Below are 22776 nucleotides of genomic sequence, written 5' to 3'. Positions count from 1 at the left end.
AGGTTTTTTGTTTTAAAACAATTTAAAGCTCGCTTTCGCGAAAGCGTAATAGAAAAATCACGATTCATCTAGAACGATTTACCTGTCCTTTTCAATAACCTCAAGATTACTAATCTTACCAGCATTAATTTCAAATCGCAACATTGTTCGTTTTTTATGAAATCCATGAATACCTGCGGCGCCAGGATTCATGTGCAGGCAATTGATCTTTTTGTCCATCATAACTTTAAGAATATGACTGTGACCACAGATAAAAATATCTGGCGGATTATGGTATATCTGCTCTTTTACTCGCATATTGTAACGACCTGGATATCCACCTATATGAGTAATCCATACGTCCATACCACCGCATTTAAACCGTAAGTGTTCTGGAAATTGTAATCGCGCTTTGTCATCGTCAATATTACCATACACAGCCTTAAGTGGTTTTATTTGGGACAACTGATCGGTCACCGTTAAATCACCAATGTCTCCTGCGTGCCATATTTCATCTGCCTCGAGCGCATATTTTAGTATGAAATCATCAATATGGCTGTGTGTGTCAGAAAGTAATAGGATTTTCATGAAATTAACTTTATCACAAAAGTAAGGAGTAAAGCAGTCAATAGTTACCTGTTTTCCTCAAACAGCCGCTTATCTTTGCAGTATGAAATCGAATCGATTTTTTATAGAATTTGCCTATAATGGAACAAATTATCACGGCTGGCAACGACAGCCAGATGCTATTACCGTTCAAGAAAAACTGGAAGAAGGTATGCAGCTGCTGTTGCGTGAGTCTATATCACTTGTAGGAGCTGGTAGAACTGATGCTGGTGTTCATGCAAAACAAATGTTTGCGCATTTTGAACTAGATGATCCTAACAAATTGGATAATATCGTTTATAAACTAAATAGATGGTTGCCAGATGATATATCGGTCTTTACCGTTGTTAATGTGAATGAAACAGCTCATGCAAGATTTGATGCTACTGCGCGCAGTTATGAGTATCATTTTCACTTAAGACCAGATCCTTTTTTCAATCACAACTCACACATTTTATATAGATTGCCTGATTTTAATAAAATGAATCAAGCAGCTCAATTGTTACTAGAGTATAACGATTTTGAATGCTTCTCTAGGTCAAACAGTGACGTACACACGTATTTGTGTGATTTAATGAATGTATCATTTGAGCATCAAAAATACCATGTCATTTTTCATATTAAAGCTAACCGATTTTTGAGAAATATGGTAAGAGCTATTGTAGGAACCTTATTGGAAATAGGATATGATAAAATGTCGGTTGATCATTTGCACGAGGTTCTTAAATCTAAAAACAGATCCATGGCAGGTCCTAGTGCACCAGCCCAAGGACTTTACCTGAGCAGGGTTCATTATCCAGATCATATTTTCAAAATAGAAGATTAAATTGTGATATCGTTAAAATCGATAGAATAATCAGCGCTTAAAAGGGTTATTGTCTTACTTTTAAAAAATAAAATTTGAAGCTTTAAAGAAGCTAAAATCATATGGCAGATAAAACAACAGGAAATGCATTTAGCCTGCGTTTATTTAAACGCATCCTAGCCTATACAAAACCTTATCGTTTTACGTATTACTTTGTAGCCTTGAGCGCAATTTTACTTGCAGCAGTTTCAATCGCTATGCCTTATTTGTTCAAGGTGGCTATCGACGAGCACATAGTTCCAAAAGAGTATGAAGGTTTTACCACTGTGCTCGCAATGATGATAGGTGCTTTAATGATAGAGGTGCTGTTGCAGCTTAGTTTTATTTTTTATGCAAACTGGTTGGGCCAGCAGGTTATTAGAGATTTACGCTTGAAGCTTTTTGACCACATGATGGGTTTCAAAATGAAGTATTTTGATACTAGTGCAGTTGGAAAATTAGTAACACGTGCAGTAAGTGATATTGAAACCATTGCAAGTATATTTTCACAAGGTTTATTTGTGATGATATCCGATCTACTTAAGATGGTGGTGGTTTTAGGTTTTATGTTCTTTTATAGTTGGCGATTGACCCTAGTGGCATTAATAGTAATGCCGTTTATTTTGTATGCCACACGAGTATTTCAAAAAGCGATGAAAAAGGCGTTTGAAGAGGTGCGTACTCAGGTTAGTAATCTTAACAGTTTTGTTCAAGAAAGGGTGACCGGTATGAAAATTGTTCAAATCTTCAATCGCGAAAAAATAGAGTACGAACGTTTTAAGGAAATCAATAACAAGCATCGCAACGCATGGGTGCGCACCGTATGGTACAACTCTATCTTTTTCCCAATTGCCGAAATGGCCTCAAGTATTACCATTGCTCTTATCGTTTACATAGGATTTGTGGTTAATTTGGACCGAGGTTCTCTTTTAGTGGAGATAGGTACAATTGTTATGTTTATAGATTTATCTCAAAAACTATTTAGACCTTTGAGGCAGATAGCCGATAAATTCAATACCTTACAAATGGGAATGGTAGCAGCAAATCGTGTGTTTACCATAATTGATACCGATTCTAAGATTGAAGACGAAGGTACCATGCTGGCAGAAAACCTTAAAGGTGCTATTGAATTTGAGAATGTGAATTTCGGTTATGTAGAAAATGAACCAGTTATAAAGAATTTGTCATTCACAGTTAATCCAGGCGAGACAGTAGCTATCGTAGGAGCGACAGGTGCTGGTAAATCCACAATCATTAATTTGTTATCGAGATTTTATGAAATTAACAGTGGTGTAATTAAGATTGATTCCGCTTCCGCGAAAGCGTACCAACTACACTCATTGCGGTCACAAATTGCAGTTGTTTTACAAGACGTTTTTCTCTTTGCAGATACTATTTTTAACAATATTACACTGCAAGATCCATCCATCACCGAAGAAGACGTAATTGAAGCTGCTAAAAAAATTGGAGTTCATGACTTTATTATGTCTTTGCCTAATGGTTATCAGTACAATGTAAAGGAGCGTGGCGTTATGTTAAGTTCTGGTCAACGTCAATTAATCGCCTTTTTGAGAGCCTACGTGAGTAAGCCTAGTATTTTAGTTCTAGACGAAGCTACAAGTTCTGTTGATGCTTATAGTGAACAATTAATTCAAGACGCCACAGACATCATTACCAAAGGACGCACGTCCATAGTTATTGCACATCGATTGGCTACTATTAAAAAAGCAGATAAAATAATTGTAATGGATGCTGGTGAAATAGTCGAGATAGGTTCACATAAAGAATTGTTGCAAAAAGAAAATGGCTATTACCGTAATTTATACGAGGTTCAATTTTTACAGCAAGAAGTAGCCTAAATCAGGAATTTAAATACAATCATTCCTATAATCATCGCTAGAACAACAAGTATAATAAGACCTATATAAGAAACTATAGCTACTACAAAGAATAGTAAACTTCTCATTACGGTTTGGGCCAGATCTAGTTTAAATAATTGTTGGTACACATAAACGTTGTACAAAAAAAGCGTGAGCAATGTAAATATTGTGTATACTCCATAATAATCTGGTGCAAGAACTAAAATAGCTATAGCAATAGGTGTAGTAGCGATGGCATATTGACTATAGGAATACATTTGAATGACCAGCTGTTCGGTATAATTGTATTTCTTCTTTCCCCAAAATGTTATTCTACCCCAAAGAGCATATATAGGTATCGATAACAAGACTATTATAGACATGTAGTTTTGAGTAAACTCAGTAGATTGAGAAAAAGCATTTGCCTGAGTTATAGCGTCTTTTTCAGGAATGCCCATTCTTTTGTACATATCAATTAAATCGCTCGTATTTAAAAATTCTATTTCGGTATGTTTCATTACAAATACCGTAATTCCAGTGAAAAACAAGCTTATAAATAAATACCTGATAGCGTCTACATAATTCATGCGACGTCCCTTAATGTATCCATTGATGACATCACGAGGTTTGGTAAACATATCTAAAAAAGTTCTCACAAATTTTGTGTCTATCCCTAAATACATATCGCCAAAATCAGCTGCTACATTGCGCATCGTGATTCTGTTTTCAATCCATTTTGAACCACAATTAGAGCAATAGTTGTGCTTCTCGTAGAAGATGTGGTTACAATTTTTACAAACTCGTTCCATTAATTTGTTTTAAATGCTTTTAAGTATTCTGGATTGATTAAATAGATGCCGCCTAGAACAAAAACCGCTGTAATAATGATAAATATTATTTGAAGTGTACTAAAGACGATACTCGATAGAATGGCTTTGAGTACCGTTTGTCCTAAACTTAATTTGAAAATTCTTTTGTAATACCAGCCTATTTGAATGACGCTAATAAGAGATATTGGGATGGATGTTGCTCCATAGCTAATATCAAGTACAATCATTAAAGGTGTAAAAATTACAGTAACCATATTGAGTAGCCCAAAAGCATATACAAATAATATAAGATGTTCTACAAAATTATACTTACGTATATCAAGAAATACAAGCCAGCCAGTAAACGCGTACAAGGGCAAGAATAAAGAAGTTAATGCACCCAAATAGTCATAGAAATAGTTGAATAACTCTAGTTTGTTCGTTTCACTTATATCGACTAGGTTTAATAACTCAGGGAAAAAGTTCTTAAGAATAAACATTTGAAGACCGATGAGTGTAAGACTTATTAAGTACCAATTAATGGGATTTACAAATCTCTTACGTTGACCTTTTATGTAGTTGTCAATTACAATTTCTGGTTGAAGTATAAGAGCCTTGAAAGTTGATATTAATACATTGTCAGTACCCAGGTATCGGTCAAAAAATTCTCTAGTAATCGTATTGATGGTAAGCCGTTTTGTAATCCATTTTGAGCCACATTTTGGACAGTAGTCATGTCCATGATATAGCATTTGGTTGCAATTTCTACAGCTGCGTTCCATAAATTAGGATAATAAAGTCTTCATTTTTTCGGCGAGTTTATTCTCGTCTTGAAACGTTTCTAATTCCTCTTCATGAGCTAGAGATACTTGGCCTGTTTCTTCACTTACAATAACCGCTATAGCATTTGTCCTTTCAGTAATACCTAGAGCTGCTCTATGTCTAAGGCCAAATCTACTAGGTATTTGTTTACTATTGCTTACAGGTAAAATGGCTCTAGTGGCAGTGATTTTATTATCCTCTACAATCACGGCGCCATCATGTAAGGGACTGTTTTTATAAAAGATACTACGTAGTATTGGAGCATTGACAAGAATGTCCATATTGTCTCCTGTGTTTTTTGCAAAATCCATAGAAACGTCCCGTTTAATAGCGATAAGCGCGCCTGTTTTAGTTTTACTTAATGTAAAACAGGCGCTTACAATTTCATCTACAACATGATGTTGTGCTGTCGAATCTTCCCTAAAAAACTTCAATTGGCGTAGTAATTTTTTTCTGCTAGTGAAGTTTGTTGTTCCTATCATCAATAAGAAACGCCTTATTTCTTGTTGAAAAACTACAACTAGAGCAATAAAACCAGCACCTACAAAGGCACCTAGTGTTAATCCTAATAGCTTCATTTCAAGAGTAACCGTGATTTGATAAATCACCAAAAAGATAATGATCCCGATGAAGATATTAATCGCAGCAGTTCCTTTAACTAACCGGTATATGTAGTAAACCAAAAAGGCAAATAATACAATATCAATTAAATCTACAATTCTAAAATCAGGTAGGCCCATAAGTTGTAAAAATAGAAATTAATTTTCTTGCAGTTCTTCAAATAGTTTAATGCATTCCATGGCAGGCGCAACGTCATGTACTCTCAAAATTTTAGCACCTTGTTGTAAACAAATCATGTGTAGGGCAGTAGTTCCATTTAACGCTTTGTCCGAGGTTGTATCCAATGTTTTATATATCATTGATTTTCTTGAAACTCCTGCTAGAATAGGAACTTGGTGCGCTTGCAATAAACTCATGTTTTTAAGCAAAGTGAAATTTTGCTCTCTAGTTTTAGCAAAACCAAATCCAGCGTCAATTACAATATCATTAATTCCTAGCGCGCGTGCTGCAGCGATTCTATCAGAAAAATAATAATTTATCTCATGAATGAGGTCATCATATTCAGTAAGAGTTTTCATAGTTTGTGGTGTGCCGCGCATGTGCATCATAATATAAGGTACTTGTGCTTCTGCTACCACGGGTAGTATGGATTGGTCAATAAGTCCGGCGCTTATATCATTGACTAGGTTTGCGCCGTGTTGTAGGGCCTTTTTAATCACGCTTCCGCGAAAGCTGTCACAACTCAACCCTTTAATATTAAAGTTTTTTGCTACAAGTTCGATGACAGGAACAACTCTTTTAATCTCTTCTTGCTCACTAATATCAGTCCCATCAGGTCTAGAACTGTAACCACCTATATCAATGAAAGTGGCTCCTTCATCGAGCATGCGTTCCACTTGTGTGAGTACATCTTTATCAGACTTGAGCTTACCACCATCATAAAACGAGTCTGGAGTAACGTTTACAATACCCATGGTATGAGCTTTTGAAAGATTGATTAGTGAGCCAGCACAATTGATAGTCGACATGAAATAGGGTTATGTGAAAAATTGAAACTAAATTTACACCAAATTTAAACCTTTATGTCAGATACAAGTAAGCAATACGATGCCGTTATCGCACAATGTCGCGAGTTGTTTTCTAATAAAATGAAAGATTATGGAGCTGCGTGGCGCATTCTCAGGCTTCCATCGCTTACTGATCAAATTTTTATCAAAGCGCAACGTATAAGAGGTTTACAAACTTTAACCGAATCAAAAATTGACGAAGGTCAAGAAAGTGAGTTTATTGGAATTATCAATTATTCATTAATGGCGCTCGTACAATTAGACAAAGGTGTAGTGGATCAACCAGACTTAAATCTGGAACAGGCACTAGAGCTTTACGACCATCATGCTTCAATTACTAAACAATTAATGATGGACAAAAATCACGATTATGGTGAGGCATGGCGTGATATGAGAGTAAGCTCGCTTACCGACCTCATACTGCAAAAACTGTTACGAGTAAAGCAAATAGAGGATAATGAAGGTAAAACCCTTGTTTCTGAAGGTCTGGATGCTAATTATCAAGATATGATCAATTATTCTGTGTTTGCTATGATACATTTAGGAGACTCATAATACATGAATTTCTCATCAAAAATATTAGAAGAGGCTGTTAACCAAGTGTCTCAATTACCTGGAATAGGTAAGAGAACAGCATTGCGTTTAGTCCTGCACTTAATGCGACAGCCAGAACAACAGACCGATGCGCTCGCTCAATCCTTATTGAGTATGCGCAACGACCTCAAATTTTGTAAAAAGTGTCACAATGTAAGTGACAACGACCTTTGTGAAATTTGTATTAGTCATAATCGTGATCAAAACTTAGTTTGCGTGGTAGAAGATATACGCGACGTAATGGCCATAGAAAACACTAGTCAGTATAAAGGTTTATATCATGTTTTAGGTGGAAAAATAAGTCCCATGGATGGTGTAGGACCACAAGATCTTAATATTCCTAGCTTGATTAACCGTGTAAAGGAAGAAGGAATACAGGAGCTTATTTTTGCGCTTAGTCCTACTATTGAAGGAGATACTACTAATTTTTATATCTACAAACAACTGTCAGATCTAGATGTGAATACATCAACCATCGCACGTGGTATCGCAGTAGGAGACGAGTTAGAATTTGCCGATGAGGTTACCCTAGGTCGCAGTATATTGCATCGAGTGCCCTATGAAAACTCTATGAAAAGCTAGATGGAGTTAAGTGTAGTAATTCTCAATTATAATGCAGCACCGTTCTTACGCTTATGTTTGGATAGTGTCATAAGAGCTACACAAAAAATTACTAGTGAGATTATAGTTGCTGATAACTGTTCTACTGATGATAGTGTTCAACTGGTTAGAGAAAAATATCCGCAGGTAACCTTATTACCTTTTGGTTCAAACTATGGTTTTTCCAAAGGAAATAATCTAGCCGTTAAACAAGCTCGTGGTACTTACTTATGTATTCTCAATCCCGACACCATAGTTGGTGAAAATGTGTTTTTAAATTGTCTCGCTTTCGCGAAAGCGAACTCAAATTTAGGATTTGTAGGGACCCAACTCATTGATGGATCAGGCACCTTTTTACCAGAAAGCAAAAGGCATTTACCTACTCCAAAAGTAGCAAGAGCAAAATTTTTAGGTCACGACGACAAGTATTATTTTAATGAAATTGATAAAGATTCAAGAGGTCCTGTTGAGATCCTGGTAGGAGCCTTTATGTTTTGTAGGAAGAAAGTGTACCAAGATTTAGGAGGATTTGATGAACGGTATTTTATGTATGGCGAGGATATAGATCTGTCATACACCGCATTAACCAATAATTTGCAAAATCATTATCTAGGTGACGCTCTCGTTGTTCATTTTAAAGGTGAGAGTACTGTAAAGGATAAAAAATACCTAAAGCGTTTTTACGGCGCGATGGAATTGTTTTACGACAAATATTTCAAACGCAATTTACTTGAGAAGCTGGTTGTTAAAATAGCAGTAAAAGTTTTATCCATTAAGCCTATAAAAAATACTCAGCCTAATCCAAAAATTAAGAGAAAGATTCTGGTGACAAATCAGGTTAATAAAGGGTCGTCTAGTTTTGATGAGGTGTGTTCTATGGATACATTGCCTGCGACTTCTTGTAGCAATACTGCGTTATATTGGGACATTAATTCCTTGTTGATAAAAGATATCCTACACTATATGAAAGATAACCCTAGGTCATTCTTGTATAGATTTTTAAGTTTGGATAGGAGTACAGCGGTAGGAAGTGACGACAAAAACAGTCAAGGAAAAATAGAAATATTTTAAAATTAATCTTGATTTATTGAGAATATCGTAATTGATACTTATCGAATTCTTAATTTGTTGTGAATACACTAAACGCTCTATTTAATTGCTTACTTTTGTAAACTAATTGAAAACGTTATAGTAGCTGTAAAATCATGGCAACATTTGAATTAAAATTACCTAAAATGGGAGAATCGGTAGCAGAAGCTACCATAACCACATGGCTTAAAAATGTAGGTGACACCATAGAAATGGATGAACCTGTACTAGAAATAGCTACCGACAAGGTAGATAGTGAAGTGCCTAGTGAGGTAGATGGTGTTCTTAAAGAAATCCTATTTCAAGTAGATGATGTAGTTCAAGTAGGACAAACTATTGCGATTATAGAAACTGACGGAGATTCAGCTACAGATGCTGCATCATCCTCTAGTAACGATTCAACGCCGGCTGAGGCAACTGCACAACCTGTTGAGGCTGTAAAAGCCGCTGCAGCACAAGTTGATAAAGGAATGGCTACCGCTGGAAAGGCGGATAACGACTACGCAAACAGCGATTCATTTTACTCTCCGCTTGTTAAGAATATTGCCAAAGAGGAGAACATTTCATTAGAAGAATTAGAGGCGATTAATGGGACAGGAAAGGATGGACGCGTTACTAAAAACGATATACTAGCTTACGTAGAAGATAAAAAAGCTGGTAAAACAGCTCCAGCACCTGCAGCAGCTCCAACAGCTGCAGCTTCAAAACCTGCTGCTGCTCCAGTTAAGGCAGCTCCAGTATCAGTCAATGGAGAAGATGAGATCATTGAAATGAGTAGAATGGGTAAACTAATCTCTCATCACATGATAGCTAGTGTGCAAACTAGTGCACACGTACAAAGTTTTATAGAGGCAGATGTAACCACAATATGGAACTGGCGTAAAAAGAATAAGGATGCTTTCAAAGCTAGAGAAGGCGAGAATTTAACCTTTACACCAATCTTTATGGAAGCTGTAGCAACAGCTCTTAAGGAATTTCCAATGATGAACATATCAGTTGATGGTGATAAAATAATAAAAAGGAAGAACGTTAACCTAGGTATGGCAGCTGCTTTACCAGATGGTAACCTTATTGTTCCGGTAATCAAAAATGCAGACCAGCTTAATTTGGTCGGAATGGCAAAATCGGTTAACGATCTTGCAAATAGAGCTAGAAATGGTAAATTAAAACCAGACGATACACAAGGTGGTACCTATACGGTGACCAATGTTGGTACCTTTGGTTCTGTACTAGGAACACCAATCATTAACCAACCACAAGTTGGTATTCTAGCACTAGGTGCGATTAGAAAAGTGCCGGCAGTAATAGAAACTCCAGATGGTGATTTTATAGGTATAAGAATGAAAATGTTCTTGTCTCACAGTTATGACCATAGAGTAGTAAATGGAGCTCTAGGTGGACAGTTTGTTCAACGAGTGGCGCAGCTACTAGAAAGTTTTGATCCTAATAGAACTATTTAAATACTTGAAAATTATAGTTAGACTAAAAAAACCACCTAAATACTTAGGTGGTTTTTTATTTAATCATCTTGATAAAACCCTTATAGAAAGAATTATTTTTGCAACATGGAAAAAGACTTGTATTTGCCGCAGATAGAATTTTTTAAAGGAGCACGAGTACTTCACTATTTTGAGTTTGTTGAACCTCAGGAATACAAAGATCCAGAGTTTTTTACCGTAAAAGAAGTTCATGCTTTGGTCATATGTGACTATGAAGGTGAAGAAACTATGCTGTTCTACCTAGACGATGGTCTAGAAGTGAATGTAGAGTTTGAATTTATGATTCCTTCACAAGCTAAAGAACAAGCCAAAACAGATTTTTCAGGTATCGATATACAGTGGAAAAATAAATAATCTATCCTTTGAGTGAGTTGATAAAACTCTACCAATTCATTATCAGTTTTTTTAATCAACGTATCTTATTAATAACGCTTTCAATTATATGTAAAAAGAGCATGGTTGTTTATTACATCATTATTTATAGAGATGCTCAAATTGTCTAGCTATTTTTACCGCATCGTGATAGTGAATGACGTGTTTTCTAGCTGCTTTACCTAATTCAATTATGGTGGTGGGATTTTCGATGAGTTCGCTCAGTTTATCTACAATATCCATCACATCTGGCGTTGCGTCGATAACAGGAATTTTATCAATGTTATGAAATTTAAAATAGGGTTCACCTGCACCTGCAAAAACGACTTTGCCTCGTAACATGGCTTGCAAGGCGTTGTATCCTTGATCAAAGCATAGTACTTGATCCAATAAAATATGTGCTTTTTTATAGCTGGTAATGTAATCGGTATAGGGTAAATCTTCAGCAATGGTAATATTCACTTTACTCTTGTATTTCTCTTTTACAATCTCTAAAGCTTTCTCAAAATAATTAATACCTTTTTTCCAGTAATTACCTCGATTTATACCCATAAATATTTCAATCACACTTAGATCGTGGTTTATCTCGTCTGGGATATTTTCAACGACTACAGGAGCAGCAATGATACTAGTTGCCTTATTTTGATTAGTGAGTGCCATGGCATAGTCCGTATTACTGGGAACGATATTCACACAACGCTTCATCAATTTGTTATAATTATCGCAATATCCTTTACCCAAATATTTGTAGGTGTGATCAAGAACTGCTTTTCCTGTTGGAGCATTTTCGGCTGCCTTAAGAATTGAATAGCCTTTATGTTGATTTACTAAGTAGTTGCTGTATTCACAATCATCACCACAGGCAATTAAAAAAACCTTACTGTTGTTTTCCAGTAATCGTTGCATCATTTGCCATTCTATGTTGGGTGCACAACCTAATGCGTTTGAATTGATGAATTGAATTATATCAAAATTTGCTAGTTTTTTTTCGCTTTCGCGAAAGCGAGCTAATCTTAAATAGTCTTCTAGATTGTTACCAGTAAGTTTCCACCACGCTACTTTTATTTTTTCTCTAAACCAATTGCGCCTAAAATAATCGCTACCTAAGTCTATGTCTACGGGAAATTTTTTAAACCCATCACCATCACCAGCAATGACAACCTCGTGACCTAGAGATTGTAAACCGTGTTTAAGGGCATTGTGGTAACCGCTGTACTCGCCTATGAGTAAGATGCGCATAAAAAACTATCTTTGAGGTAAAGATAACACGCTTGAATAGATACACCATTGATGATTTAGAGATTCTCATTGCGACTATGAATCGCGGTGATCTTAGTTTTTTAAAACGTATTTTTTCAAAGCCAATAAATGAAATTACTGAGAATATCATTATTGTCAATCAAGGTACGGTAGTTTTGGACAGTGAATACTCCAATATACAAGTAATCAATGATGCGCAATTAGGATTATCTCGCAGTAGGAATATAGCAATTCAAAATGCCAGTAAACCCTTGTGTTGGATTCTAGATGATGACATACAGCTATTGCCAGGCGCAATTGAATCAGTCATTGAGTCGCATAACACAAACAATACAGCTATAATAACTTTTAAGACAAGGAGTGATAATAATGAGCCGTATTATACGCTGGGTGATGCTAGTAAACTGCATGATAGGAAAAGTATAAGAAAAGTGCTTTCTCCAGAAATTACTTTCAAGCATAAAGAGATTATCAATAAGTTGAATTATGATGAAAGATTTGGTCTAGGAAGTGCATTTGAAGATTCAGAGAATTACATATTCTTAAAAGAGGCTCTAGATAATGGTGTCTCATTGATGTCTGATCCCAAGTTCGTTGTTAAGCACCCTAAAACAACAAGTAGTGACATGGTTGTCACAGATAGGGTTATAAAGGCAAGAGGTGCTTTAGCGGCTTTTGATAATCGACCGATTAAATTAATGGCATTGAAATATATGTTTTTCTTACTGCGTAAGGGATATGTTGTTAATTTGCCTGTGTTACTCAAAAAGTATCAGGTGTTTGTTCAAGGAGCTCATGCCTATCTTAAATCATCCAAGTAATGAAGTTAGAAATATTAGACATACCAAAAATAACTGACCCTAGAGGAAATCTAGCGGTAATTGAAAAAGACTCTATTCCTTATAAAATAAATAGGGTTTATTACTTGTATGATGTTCCTAGTGATTCATACCGCGGTGGACACGCGCATAAAGAATGTTTGGAATTGTTGATTGCAGTAAGTGGTAGTTTTACTGTTACTTTATTTGATGGTAAAACTACTCAAGAGGTTGTTTTAAACAAACCAGATAAAGGACTTTTAATTCCTACCATGATGTGGCGAGAGCTTAAAGATTTTTCCAGTGGTTCTATGTGCCTGGTGCTTGCCTCGCATGAATATAGTGAGGCAGATTACATAAGAGTAAAAAAAGACTTTGTCAAAGCTGTTGCAGGTGATAGCTAGTTATATGAATACTAGTCTTTTCTGGTTTTAAATTGATGTAAGTAGTAAAGTAATTTGCCAGGTAAGTTTAGTAGAAATAATTGCTTAACGGTAAGTGCGTTTTTATCAATTTTCTTTTTGATCTCTTCAAAGGAATCGGATTGCCCATACATTTTGTGTTCTATAGCAATGCGCCAAAGATTGGTGTGTATAAAAGCATGCAAGGGTAAGTTATTACTATCATCTAGTTGTGTGAATTCTGGGTACTTTCTATTTTTTATTGCAATAGACGAGCTTCCTGATAAGGTTCTATCTATGTGAACTGTAATCGAGGTGTTAAAGCCAATTTTATAGAGTTTTCCTAGACGTATAAATAATTCTGTATCCTCACCATGAGTGAGCTGTGTGTTGTAGTTACCTGTTTTCTTAAAAACTTCAACATTACAGGCAAAGGTAGAACTACTCAAAGGAAAACTTTTAAATGAGTAAGTAAACAAATCCTCTAGGATTTGTGTTGTTTCTATGGGTTTTGAAAAAATATTTGATTTTATATAGTTGTTAAAGTGAGTGATATAATTACTCGCGACAACTTGAATGTCTTCATACTGTTTAAAAAGCTGATCCAGAAGTTCCAAATGATTGTTTTCCCAGTAATCATCTGCATCTAAAAAGGCGATATACTGGTGTTCATGATCAACAGCATAGTCAATAGCGATATTTCTTGCATTGCTTACACCTATATTAGTTGTAGTTACGATATTAATTCGTGAATCGGAAAAACGTTCTTCAACGATCGCAATACTATTATCGGTGCTGCCATCATTGACTATCAACAAGTCAAATTCTGTTAGACTTTGAGATAATACACTTTTTAAACACCTTTCTATCGTGCTTGATTTGTTATAAAGTGGTATTGCAACTATCCAATTCATGCTTTTATTGACTTTATAAAATGGTATAATTTTAAAATGTCAAAAAACCTAAGATTAGGATTTTTTCCTAGAATATTTTGTTCTAATCTAGGTTTAAAAATTGTAACCACGCTTGTGAAAACGCTGCTTAGACCTAATGAATTGATCCGTTCATAAAGAGTTATTACCGGTCTAGATGCTCCATCCAGTTGACCATTTTTATATTGTAAAGCGGTGTTTTTAATTCCTTCAATGGACTTGTTATAAAAAATCGTGTTTTCTTCTAAGCCTAAATGTATAATGCGAGTGGACGCATGTTTGATTTTAATTTGCTCTTCTCTAAATCGTTTTGCGAGCCAGATATCTAGCCCATAACCCTTAGGTACATTTTTAGAAATATCTAAGAACTGCTTTTTTTGAATAATGAAACAAGCAGAAACGAAGTATTTATAGACCTCATAATTATTACTAGGTTTACGCTGTTCTCTTGAAATACCATATTTCCATCTTAAAGAATGGTTGGGATTATTAAGGGTCTTTTGGTAAGTTACCGTAGCGTATGCTAATTCAAATTCATCAAGATGAACGAGGAACGAGCTTGTAAAATTAATAGTTGGTATTTGTATATCAGCATCAATAAATAAAACCCAATCGGTAGTGGCAGCTTCTGCTATTTTTCTACGGCTTTCTACATCACCTATATTTTGAATACCGTTTAAATAGGTTACTAGTTTATGGGAGCTTACATTTATAGGAATAGTAGATGCATCGTTATAAATGATAATTTCATGAATATCGTTGCTGTAATAACGTACTAATTGATCAATTAATCTATTAGGATCATCATTGAAGGTTGGTATTCCTATGGTGATTTTCAATATTAAACCGCTTTTTGAACCACTTCAAATATTTCCCCATTGTCACATTTCAATGTCTTTGAGGGATATTTTAGAATAAGTGCATAATCATGTGTGGCCATGAGAATAGTATTACCATTTTTATTTATGGTTTGTAGAACTTCCATCACCTCAACACTTGTTTGTGGATCTAGATTACCGGTTGGCTCATCAGCAATGATAAGTTCGGGATCATTAAGCAAAGCTCTGGCAATAGCTACTCGTTGTTGTTCTCCGCCGCTTATTTCATAAGGGTATTTAAAACCTTTGGTTTTCATACCTACTTTATTAAGAACCTCTTCAATTTTATCGTTCATTGCTTTTTTGTCCTTCCAGCCTGTTGCTTTGAGCACAAATTTTAAATTTTCATTGATGTTGCGATCGGTAAGTAATTTGAAATCTTGAAAAACAACTCCTAGCTTACGACGCAGGTGTGGTATTTCTTTTTCGCGCAAGCGAGCTAAATCAAAATCGACAATAGTACCAGATCCTTTTTTTAAAGGTAGATCACCGTATAAGGTTTTCATTAAGGAGCTTTTACCGCTTCCCGTTTTACCAATTAGGTATACAAATTCTCCTTTTTCAATATTTAAATTGATGTTTTTGAGAATCATAGTGTCTCGTTGAAAAATATCAACTTCATTTAAAGATAAAACAGGGTTTGACATAAAAAACAGTTTCTTACAAAGTTAATCATTGATGTGGAAAACATTATGAATAATTAAACAGTCTTTCCTGCGTTGTATTGTAGTAAGTGTCTAATTTTACCTTACCATAAAAAAGTATTTATGTTAAAGAAAATTGCTATCGCGGCTATTCTAATCATGGGAATCGCCATGCCGTTGCAGGCTCAACAATCTAAAATTTATATTGATGATCTAGCGATGTATAATCAAGCGCTAGATTTATATGACGAGAATCAATACCTAGCAGCGCAAAGGCTGTTTGAGAAAGTATCACGCGAGGTAGATGATGAAAGTATACAGCCTAATGCCGCTTATTACATCGCAAATTGCGCAGTCAGGCTTAATCAAAAAAACGCAGACCAACTCATAGAGCAGTTTGTGGAGAAATACCCGACTAATCCTAAGAAAAATAACGCCATTATTGATGTGGCCGATTATTACTTTGATAACGGTAATTACAATCGCGCAGCAAAATGGTATACTAGGGTTGATAAAAGCACGCTTTCGCAAAAACAAACGACTAGATACTATTTCAACACAGGATATACTCTCGTACAATCAAAAAAGTACGATGAAGCAAAAAAGTATTTAAACAGAGTGAGCGATGATCCCACCTATGGAAGCAAAGCAAAATATTATTTGGGTTACATCGCTTATGAAGGCAATGAACTGCAAGAAGCAAGTGATTTGTTTGATCAAGTTGAAGAGTCACCAGAAGTTGATGAAAAGCTATCTTATTATCAAGCCGATCTTAATTATAAATTAGGAAACTTTGATAAAGCTATTCAACTAGCCCAGGAGCAATTACCCAAATCTAACCGCAAGGAACAATCAGAGCTTAATCGTATTATAGGTCAATCCTTATTCAATCAAGAAAAGTATAACGAGGCATTGCCCTATCTAGAAAAATATGAAGGTACTCGTGGCAAATGGAATAACAACGACTACTATCAATTGGGATACGCTTATTATAAAATGGGCAATTATTCTATGGCCATTGAGACTTTTAATAAAATAGTTGACGGGACTAATGCTACAGCACAAAATGCCTACTATCATTTAGGATTAAGTTATATTAAAGTTGATCGTCGCGAGGATGCACTTAATGCTTTTAAAAAAGCAAGTGAAATGAATCTTGATGAAAAAATTACAGAAGATGCTTCTTATAACTATGCAAAACTTAGTTATGAAAACGGGAATCCTTACGATAGTGTACCATCTGTAATATTGGGTTATTTGGAATCATATCCCGACAATCAGCATTCTGATGAAATGAATGAGTTTTTAATCGATTCTTATTTCTCTTCAAAAAATTATGCCGAGGCGCTAGATCTTCTAGAAAATGGCAGGATCAAAGGAAACGAAGCGACTTATGCAAAGGTTGCCTTTTACCATGCTATCAACTTATACAATGATTCCAAATATAGCGATGCAGTTAATCAACTAGATAAAACTGTAAAGTATACAAATCAGGATGAGCTTAAAAAACGTGCTTATTTCTGGACAGCAGCTTCTTACTATATGGTAAACAATTATCAGGCAGCACTTGATAATTATAAAATGGCAAAGGCATCTTCATCTCGTATTATCGAGGATGATCTTATTGACTACGATTTAGGTTACACCTATTTTAAGCTAAAAGAATACGATAATTCGATAACAGCATTTACTTCATTTACAAATAAATCAAATGTAGATCAAGTAAGATTGAACGATGCTTACTTAAGAATAGGAGATGCTAATTTTGTGACTAAGAAATACTGGCCAGGAATGGAAGCTTATAACAAAGCTATTTCAATGAATGGAAGAAATGCAGATTATGCCGCATTTCAAAAAGCCATTTCTTATGGATTTGTAGGTAAGCCAGATAGAAAAATTGAAGATCTTAAAACCTTCTTGAATAAATTTAAAAGATCACCTTATAGAGACGATGTGTTGTATGAATTAGGTAATACCTATATCAACAATAATCAGGTTAATAATGGATTACAAACCTATGATCAGTTGATCAGTGAGTTTCCACGTAGTTCATTTACCTCACCAGCCATGATGAGAAAAGGTTTGCAACTTTATAACGATGGTAAGTTAGATGCAGCTCTCAGTGTTTTTAAACAAGTGGCAAGTAAATATGCTGGTACACCGCAAGCTGCAGAAGCAATTAGCAGCGCCAGACAAGTTTATATTGATCAAGGTAAAACAGTAGAGTATGCTACCTGGGTAAGAAGTTTAGAAGGTGTTGAAATTACAGACAGTGAACTTGATGATACAGCTTATGAAAGTGCCGAACAGCCTTTCGTGCGAGGTGATATGCAAGGTACTGCTCGTGAAATGAAAAAGTATTTAGACCAGTTTCCTAATGGTAAACATGCCGTTCAAGCTCATTTTTATTTAGCACAGGCACAGTTCTCCTTAGATCAAAAACAAGAAAGTATACCTCATTATGAGTATGTGATTTCTAAAGAACGCAGTCAGTTTACCGAACAAGCTTTGGCTCGATTAAGTGAGATACATTTAAGTGATAACGCTTTCGCGAAAGCGATACCAGTTCTTAAACAATTGGAACAACTAGCAGATTTTCCTCAAAATGTTTCTTATGCAAGGTCTAATTTAATGAGGGCTTTTTACGAAACTGAAGATTATTCACAAGCCATCGTTTATGCAAATCAGGTGTTGAATGATGCAACTGCAGAAACTGCTGTGAAAAACGATGCTCAAATTGTTATCGCTCGTTCTTCATGGAAACAGAACAAGGAATCTGATGCAAGAACCGCTTATGAAAACGTAAGACAGAATGCGACTGGAAATCTAGCGGCAGAAGCAACTTATTTTAAAGCTTATTTTGAAAATAAGGATGGTAATCACGATGAGGCAATTGCAACGGCAAACAGCCTGAGTAAAAACTATGCTGGATATAAATTGTGGAGTGCCAAAGGACTGGTTGTTATGGCAAAAAGTTATTACGCCAAAGGTGAGACATTAAACGCTACTACTATTTTAGAAGCTGTCATTAAGAATTTTACTAAGTATCCAGAAGTGGTGGAAGAAGCTCAAAAGGAACTAGATTTTATTAAAACGAAGGAAGCAAAAACAAACTCATCTGTAGTGCCAGCGAGTCAAAACTAAAGTGAGAAACATAGTTATTGAACTGCTTGAAAAATTGAATCATATGAAATTTTATATATCATTTTTAATCACGACTGTAATACTAGGGACTAGTGTTACTATAGCTCAAGAAGAAGAGGAAAACCAGCTTAACGGTGGTACCATAACTGTAGTCAAACCTTATGATCCTACCATAAGCGACGCATTTAAGGTGAAAAGCGTTCCTAGTGTAAATGATACTACCAAAGTCAAGAAAAAGCCTGTTACCTACAGTATATTCTCTGTGCCAGTAGCCAGTACGTTTACACCTGCCACAGGAAAATTAGATCGTTTAAAACCTAAACGTAAAGAAAAATTTTATCGTAATTATGCTCGCTTAGGTTTAGGTAATTATGTAAATATACTTGGTGAATTTGCAACTAATTTTGAAATTGATAGAGATAGTGATGTAAGTGTGTTTTTTAACCATAATTCTTCTCAAGGTGGTATTGATGAGGTGCGACTGGATGATTCGTTTTCTGATACCGGTCTAGACGTATCTTATGGAACTAGATCTAGAGATATGAACTGGAGCATTACTGCTGGCGGTAGGTATCAAACTGCAAACTGGTATGGTGTTTATGATAACGTGCCTACTCAACCAGAAGAAGATCTAGATGTTGCAACGTCTTATTTCAGTTATGGAATAGGAGGACGAGCTAGCTTTTTTGATAGTGTATTTAAGGAAGCTGATGTACAATTGACCGGAGTGAGTTCAGGAAATGATGCGAGTGAATTTAGAGCAAGATTGCGACCACAACTAGGTTTTGATATTATGGATACTGAGGTTGGTCTAGGTGTGGAATTGGATTATTTAAGCGGTTCGTTTGATCAACAAGTTTTTATTCCTGTTGCAACTGATTACGGATTATTTAACGCTGGTTTATACCCTAGTGTCAATTTATACGGTGATAATTACAAGGTAGAACTAGGAGCACGTGTGAACTATGCTACCGATATTGAAAATTCAGAAAGTGATATTTATGTTTATCCAGACATAACAGCAAGTTATATCCTCGCAGAAGAAACCGTAGTTGCCTTTACTGAGATTGGTGGTGGATTTGACGTAAACTCCTTACAACAATTTGCAGATGAAAACGTGTTCATAGCTCCGGCACTTACTATTGCGCCTACAGACAGACAGCTAGATGCAATTGCTGGATTCAAAGGAAAACTAGGAGTATTTGGTTACAAAGTATTTGGAGGTTATAGAATTGAGAAAAATCGTAATTTTTATATCACCGATGACGGTTCACGTTTTACTATTGGTGATTTACAATCTTATGATTACGGGAATGTTTTTTATACTTCCTATGGAGATTTGAATACAGTATTATATGGAGCTTCTTTAGGAGTGACCTTAAATACAGCGCTCGATGTTACTTTAAATGTTACAGGAAGATCTTTTGATGTAAGTGAAGGAGATGCTTTTGAAAATATAGCATCCAATCTGCCAGAACTAACTGCAGATCTAACAGCTAATTATAAAATTGATGAAAAATGGAGTACAGGCCTAACTTTATATTATGTTGGAGAGAGAGATGCCTATAGAATAGGAGTTGGAAAAGAGACCATTGATGGATTTGTTGATTTAAACCTAGACGTCAATTATAAGATCAACCCTAAGTTAACCGCTTTTTTAAGAGGGAATAATCTTACCGGTGGTAACTATCAATACTTTAACGGTTATCCAGTTCAAAATTTACAGGTCTTAGGAGGAATCGTCTATAAGTTTGATTTTTAATTTTCGCTTTCGCGAAAGCGAGTGAGTAATACCATAAATAAAGCACTGATTTTTTCAGTGCTTTATTTGTTTTAAAACATCAAACAATGTGAATTGAATCGTGGGATATAGCTATTCATTATATGAAACTTTGATAACTCTGTATTATTTTTAACCCATGAGAAGAATACTACCTTTATTGCTAGCTATAAGTTTAATAGCCTGTGAAAAAAAGCATTCAATAGATTTATTAATAACTAACGGGACTATTTATACCGTTGACGATAATTTTTCTACCGTTGAGGCTATGGCTATATCAAATGGTCAAATTATAGCTACTGGTGATAGTGAAGATTTGATTGAAGAGTATGAAAGTAAAACTATTCTAGATGCCTCGGGTAAGTTTATCTACCCAGGATTAATAGATGCTCATTGTCACTTTTTTGGTCTAGGACAGCAAGCACAGCGAGTAGATCTTATGGGGACTACTAGTTTTGAAGACGTAATACAGCGAGTAGTAACTTTTCAAAATGAAAATAATCGTGATTTTATAATAGGTCGAGGTTGGGATCAAAACGATTGGGAGATTAAAGAATTTCCAAGTAATGAAAAATTAAACGAGCTTTTTCCAGATATACCTGTTGCACTCACCAGAATTGACGGTCACGCAATGCTAGCAAATCAAGCAGCTCTTGATGCTGCGGGAATAGATTCTAATACTCCAGCAGATGGTGGAGCAATTATCATGAGCGATGGTAAACTTACAGGAGTACTTGTAGACAATCCTATGGAGTTAGTTGAGGCTGTATACCCTAAACCATCTACTCAAGATATGGTTGACGCTCTTTTAACTGCTCAAAAAGAGAACTTTAAATATGGACTTACTACCGTAGATGACGCCGGCCTTCATAAAGATGTTATTGAGGTGATTGATAGTTTACAACAAGTTGGTGAACTAAAAATGAAAATGTATGTCATGATTAGCAATACTCCTGAAAATTTAGATTATTACCTAAACAAAGGAATCGTTAAGACCGATAGACTTAATGTTAGATCTGTTAAATTCTATGCCGATGGAGCGCTGGGAAGTCGTGGAGCAGCCCTTAAAGAACCCTACAGCGATAAACATGATCATTATGGAGCCTTGCTTAGTCCTATTTCAAAAATAAAGGAAATAGCATCTCGTATAGCAGCAAGCGATTATCAAATGAATACCCATGCAATTGGTGATAGCGCAAACTATGTTGTTCTAGAGACTTATAAGGAATTGTTGAATGGTAGTTCTAATAGAAGATGGCGCATCGAGCATGCTCAAATAGTAGATCCAAATGATTTTAACAGCTTTAATCAAGATAATATTTTACCATCGGTGCAGCCTACTCACGCCACAAGTGACATGTATTGGGCACAAGATAGAGTAGGAGCTGAGCGTATTAAAGGTGCTTATGCTTATAAAACCTTATTAAAGCAATCAGGAATAGTCGCTCTAGGAACCGATTATCCTGTGGAACAAGTGAATCCTTTCTTAACATTCTATGCAGCGGTTGCTAGACAGGATACAAGCGGTTATCCAGAAAATGGTTTTTTACCTGAACAAAGTTTGACTAGAGAAGAAACTTTAAGGGGTATGACTATATGGGCTGCCTATTCCAATTTTGAAGAAAATGAAAAAGGTAGTCTTGAAAAAGGTAAGGCAGCAGACTTTATAATCACTGAAAAGAATTTAATGACTATTCCAGTAGAACAAATTCCAGATTTTAAAGTAAATGCTACCTATATTAATGGTGAAAAAGTTTATTCTGTAGCAAACAATTGATTCATATCCTTAAAGGCTTTAAACTCAAGAGCATTCCCACTAGGGTCTAGAAAAAACATGGTAGCTTGTTCACCTGGCAAGCCTTCAAATCTTATATAGGGTTCAATAATAAACTCGATGTTTTTTTCTTGTAATGCTTGCGCAAAAGTGTGAAAAATATCCCATTCTAGTACCACACCAAAATGAGGTACAGGGACAGACTTACCATCGACCGCATTGTGAGATAATCCTGGAGCATTGTCCGATATATGAATAACCAATTGATGTCCAAAGAAATCAAAATCTACCCAATGATCACTGCTACGACCTTCTTTGCATCCTAAAGTATCACGGTAGAAGGATCTAGTTGTTGTTATTTCTTTTACAGGAATTGCTAGATGAAAAGGAGTGAGTTTCATTTTTATAAGTTTTTCGTTGCTTTAATTTACTATTTATTTAATA

Annotated in this window: 22 protein-coding genes; 12 read left to right on the top strand and 10 right to left on the bottom strand. The window is 35.5% G+C overall.

The window, feature by feature from the left end; translation table 11 throughout:
* Nucleotides 1-78 precede the first annotated feature (78 nt).
* On the bottom strand, nt 79-567 hold the full coding sequence (locus BST91_RS09030; protein ID WP_085775203.1) for a metallophosphoesterase family protein: 489 nt from the start codon (nt 565-567) through the stop codon (nt 79-81).
* Nucleotides 568-649: 82 nt separating this feature from the next.
* Between BST91_RS09030 and truA the strand changes: the two genes are divergently transcribed.
* Complete coding sequence (gene truA / locus BST91_RS09025; RefSeq protein WP_085775202.1) at nt 650-1411, top strand: tRNA pseudouridine(38-40) synthase TruA; 762 nt, start codon at nt 650-652, stop codon at nt 1409-1411.
* A 101-nt stretch (nt 1412-1512) separates the two neighbouring features.
* Entirely contained in the window at nt 1513-3288 is a 1776-nt protein-coding gene (locus BST91_RS09020) for an ABC transporter ATP-binding protein (RefSeq protein ID WP_042277410.1), read from the top strand.
* Here BST91_RS09020 and BST91_RS09015 read toward each other — a convergent pair.
* From BST91_RS09015 to folP, 4 genes are read right to left on the bottom strand one after another with little or no spacing between them, the layout of a single operon-like run.
* The gene (locus BST91_RS09015; RefSeq protein WP_042277411.1) at nt 3285-4097 is read right to left on the bottom strand and encodes a DUF3667 domain-containing protein; all 813 of its coding nucleotides are present in this window, start codon (nt 4095-4097) and stop codon (nt 3285-3287) included. The two genes, BST91_RS09020 and BST91_RS09015, sit on opposite strands and share 4 nt — an antisense overlap.
* Nucleotides 4097-4879, bottom strand: coding sequence for a DUF3667 domain-containing protein (locus tag BST91_RS09010; RefSeq protein WP_085775201.1), 783 nt, complete (start codon nt 4877-4879; stop codon nt 4097-4099). The genes BST91_RS09015 and BST91_RS09010 overlap by 1 nt, the downstream gene beginning before the upstream one ends.
* A 3-nt stretch (nt 4880-4882) precedes the next feature.
* Nucleotides 4883-5659, bottom strand: coding sequence for a diadenylate cyclase CdaA (gene cdaA / locus BST91_RS09005; protein WP_060523974.1), 777 nt, complete (start codon nt 5657-5659; stop codon nt 4883-4885).
* 18 nt (nt 5660-5677) lie between these two features.
* The gene (gene folP / locus BST91_RS09000) at nt 5678-6508 is read right to left on the bottom strand and encodes a dihydropteroate synthase (protein ID WP_085775200.1); all 831 of its coding nucleotides are present in this window, start codon (nt 6506-6508) and stop codon (nt 5678-5680) included.
* A 54-nt stretch (nt 6509-6562) separates the two neighbouring features.
* Here folP and BST91_RS08995 point away from each other — a divergent pair, with 54 nt between their 5' ends.
* The 5 genes from BST91_RS08995 (at nt 6563) to BST91_RS08975 (ending at nt 10683) form a co-directional block, all read left to right on the top strand.
* On the top strand, nt 6563-7102 hold the full coding sequence (locus BST91_RS08995) for a DUF1599 domain-containing protein (RefSeq protein WP_042277418.1): 540 nt from the start codon (nt 6563-6565) through the stop codon (nt 7100-7102).
* 3 nt (nt 7103-7105) lie between these two features.
* Complete coding sequence (gene recR, locus BST91_RS08990; RefSeq protein ID WP_042277419.1) at nt 7106-7723, top strand: recombination mediator RecR; 618 nt, start codon at nt 7106-7108, stop codon at nt 7721-7723.
* Complete coding sequence (locus BST91_RS08985; RefSeq protein ID WP_085775199.1) at nt 7724-8812, top strand: glycosyltransferase family 2 protein; 1089 nt, start codon at nt 7724-7726, stop codon at nt 8810-8812.
* Between the two features lie 134 nt (nt 8813-8946).
* Nucleotides 8947-10290, top strand: coding sequence for a dihydrolipoamide acetyltransferase family protein (locus BST91_RS08980; protein ID WP_085775198.1), 1344 nt, complete (start codon nt 8947-8949; stop codon nt 10288-10290).
* A 105-nt stretch (nt 10291-10395) separates the two neighbouring features.
* Nucleotides 10396-10683 carry a hypothetical protein gene (locus tag BST91_RS08975; protein ID WP_085775197.1) on the top strand — a complete coding sequence of 96 codons (288 nt, stop codon included), beginning with the start codon at nt 10396-10398 and terminating at the stop codon, nt 10681-10683.
* A 120-nt stretch (nt 10684-10803) separates the two neighbouring features.
* On the opposite strand, the gene BST91_RS08970 is transcribed toward BST91_RS08975, so the two are convergent.
* A complete protein-coding gene (locus tag BST91_RS08970; RefSeq protein WP_085775196.1) occupies nt 10804-11940 on the bottom strand; it encodes a glycosyltransferase in 1137 nt (378 codons plus the stop codon).
* Between the two features lie 32 nt (nt 11941-11972).
* Here BST91_RS08970 and BST91_RS08965 point away from each other — a divergent pair, with 32 nt between their 5' ends.
* Both BST91_RS08965 and BST91_RS08960 read left to right on the top strand, forming a co-directional pair.
* The gene (locus tag BST91_RS08965) at nt 11973-12782 is read left to right on the top strand and encodes a glycosyltransferase (RefSeq protein WP_085775195.1); all 810 of its coding nucleotides are present in this window, start codon (nt 11973-11975) and stop codon (nt 12780-12782) included.
* The gene (locus tag BST91_RS08960; RefSeq protein WP_042277433.1) at nt 12782-13183 is read left to right on the top strand and encodes a sugar 3,4-ketoisomerase; all 402 of its coding nucleotides are present in this window, start codon (nt 12782-12784) and stop codon (nt 13181-13183) included. Before BST91_RS08965 ends, BST91_RS08960 begins: the two co-directional genes overlap by 1 nt.
* An 11-nt stretch (nt 13184-13194) precedes the next feature.
* Here the strand turns inward: BST91_RS08960 and BST91_RS08955 are convergent, their stop codons facing one another.
* From BST91_RS08955 to BST91_RS08945, 3 genes are read right to left on the bottom strand one after another with little or no spacing between them, the layout of a single operon-like run.
* The gene (locus tag BST91_RS08955; RefSeq protein ID WP_085775194.1) at nt 13195-14094 is read right to left on the bottom strand and encodes a glycosyltransferase family 2 protein; all 900 of its coding nucleotides are present in this window, start codon (nt 14092-14094) and stop codon (nt 13195-13197) included.
* On the bottom strand, nt 14091-14951 hold the full coding sequence (locus BST91_RS08950) for a glycosyltransferase family 2 protein (protein WP_060523996.1): 861 nt from the start codon (nt 14949-14951) through the stop codon (nt 14091-14093). Before BST91_RS08950 ends, BST91_RS08955 begins: the two co-directional genes overlap by 4 nt.
* A 2-nt stretch (nt 14952-14953) precedes the next feature.
* A complete protein-coding gene (locus tag BST91_RS08945; RefSeq protein ID WP_042277440.1) occupies nt 14954-15637 on the bottom strand; it encodes a cell division ATP-binding protein FtsE in 684 nt (227 codons plus the stop codon).
* Nucleotides 15638-15757: 120 nt separating this feature from the next.
* Between BST91_RS08945 and BST91_RS08940 the strand changes: the two genes are divergently transcribed.
* From BST91_RS08940 to BST91_RS08930, 3 genes are all read left to right on the top strand, one after another.
* Nucleotides 15758-18778: a tetratricopeptide repeat protein gene (locus tag BST91_RS08940; protein WP_085775193.1), complete on the top strand. Its 3021-nt coding sequence runs from the start codon at nt 15758-15760 to the stop codon at nt 18776-18778.
* A gap of 43 nt (nt 18779-18821) precedes the next feature.
* Nucleotides 18822-20540 (top strand): TonB-dependent receptor, encoded by a 1719-nt coding sequence (locus BST91_RS08935; RefSeq protein ID WP_085775192.1) that lies wholly within the window; start codon nt 18822-18824, stop codon nt 20538-20540.
* Nucleotides 20541-20697: 157 nt separating this feature from the next.
* Nucleotides 20698-22335: an amidohydrolase gene (locus BST91_RS08930; RefSeq protein WP_085775191.1), complete on the top strand. Its 1638-nt coding sequence runs from the start codon at nt 20698-20700 to the stop codon at nt 22333-22335.
* Here BST91_RS08930 and BST91_RS08925 read toward each other — a convergent pair.
* Entirely contained in the window at nt 22314-22733 is a 420-nt protein-coding gene (locus BST91_RS08925; protein ID WP_042277449.1) for a VOC family protein, read from the bottom strand. The genes BST91_RS08930 and BST91_RS08925 overlap by 22 nt on opposite strands.
* Nucleotides 22734-22776 lie beyond the last annotated feature (43 nt).

This window comes from Nonlabens tegetincola, assembly GCF_002117085.1.
Classification (GTDB): domain Bacteria; phylum Bacteroidota; class Bacteroidia; order Flavobacteriales; family Flavobacteriaceae; genus Nonlabens; species Nonlabens tegetincola.
This window is presented reverse-complemented; position numbering and strand designations above follow the sequence as displayed.

Bases quoted from the DNA above. Each gene is read 5' to 3' on its own strand.
- BST91_RS08935 (WP_085775192.1), top strand. From the start codon at position 18,822: ATGAAATTTTATATATCATTTTTAATCACGACTGTAATACTAGGGACT.
- BST91_RS08975 (WP_085775197.1), top strand. From the start codon at position 10,396: ATGGAAAAAGACTTGTATTTGCCGCAGATAGAATTTTTTAAAGGAGCA.
- BST91_RS08980 (WP_085775198.1), top strand. From the start codon at position 8,947: ATGGCAACATTTGAATTAAAATTACCTAAAATGGGAGAATCGGTAGCA.
- BST91_RS08940 (WP_085775193.1), top strand. From the start codon at position 15,758: ATGTTAAAGAAAATTGCTATCGCGGCTATTCTAATCATGGGAATCGCC.
- truA (WP_085775202.1), top strand. From the start codon at position 650: ATGAAATCGAATCGATTTTTTATAGAATTTGCCTATAATGGAACAAAT.
- BST91_RS09010 (WP_085775201.1), bottom strand. From the start codon at position 4,879: ATGGAACGCAGCTGTAGAAATTGCAACCAAATGCTATATCATGGACAT.
- cdaA (WP_060523974.1), bottom strand. From the start codon at position 5,659: ATGGGCCTACCTGATTTTAGAATTGTAGATTTAATTGATATTGTATTA.
- BST91_RS08985 (WP_085775199.1), top strand. From the start codon at position 7,724: ATGGAGTTAAGTGTAGTAATTCTCAATTATAATGCAGCACCGTTCTTA.
- BST91_RS09015 (WP_042277411.1), bottom strand. From the start codon at position 4,097: ATGGAACGAGTTTGTAAAAATTGTAACCACATCTTCTACGAGAAGCAC.
- BST91_RS09020 (WP_042277410.1), top strand. From the start codon at position 1,513: ATGGCAGATAAAACAACAGGAAATGCATTTAGCCTGCGTTTATTTAAA.
- BST91_RS09030 (WP_085775203.1), bottom strand. From the start codon at position 567: ATGAAAATCCTATTACTTTCTGACACACACAGCCATATTGATGATTTC.
- BST91_RS08970 (WP_085775196.1), bottom strand. From the start codon at position 11,940: ATGCGCATCTTACTCATAGGCGAGTACAGCGGTTACCACAATGCCCTT.
- BST91_RS08955 (WP_085775194.1), bottom strand. From the start codon at position 14,094: ATGAATTGGATAGTTGCAATACCACTTTATAACAAATCAAGCACGATA.
- BST91_RS08995 (WP_042277418.1), top strand. From the start codon at position 6,563: ATGTCAGATACAAGTAAGCAATACGATGCCGTTATCGCACAATGTCGC.
- recR (WP_042277419.1), top strand. From the start codon at position 7,106: ATGAATTTCTCATCAAAAATATTAGAAGAGGCTGTTAACCAAGTGTCT.
- BST91_RS08930 (WP_085775191.1), top strand. From the start codon at position 20,698: ATGAGAAGAATACTACCTTTATTGCTAGCTATAAGTTTAATAGCCTGT.
- BST91_RS08960 (WP_042277433.1), top strand. From the start codon at position 12,782: ATGAAGTTAGAAATATTAGACATACCAAAAATAACTGACCCTAGAGGA.
- folP (WP_085775200.1), bottom strand. From the start codon at position 6,508: ATGTCGACTATCAATTGTGCTGGCTCACTAATCAATCTTTCAAAAGCT.
- BST91_RS08925 (WP_042277449.1), bottom strand. From the start codon at position 22,733: ATGAAACTCACTCCTTTTCATCTAGCAATTCCTGTAAAAGAAATAACA.
- BST91_RS08945 (WP_042277440.1), bottom strand. From the start codon at position 15,637: ATGTCAAACCCTGTTTTATCTTTAAATGAAGTTGATATTTTTCAACGA.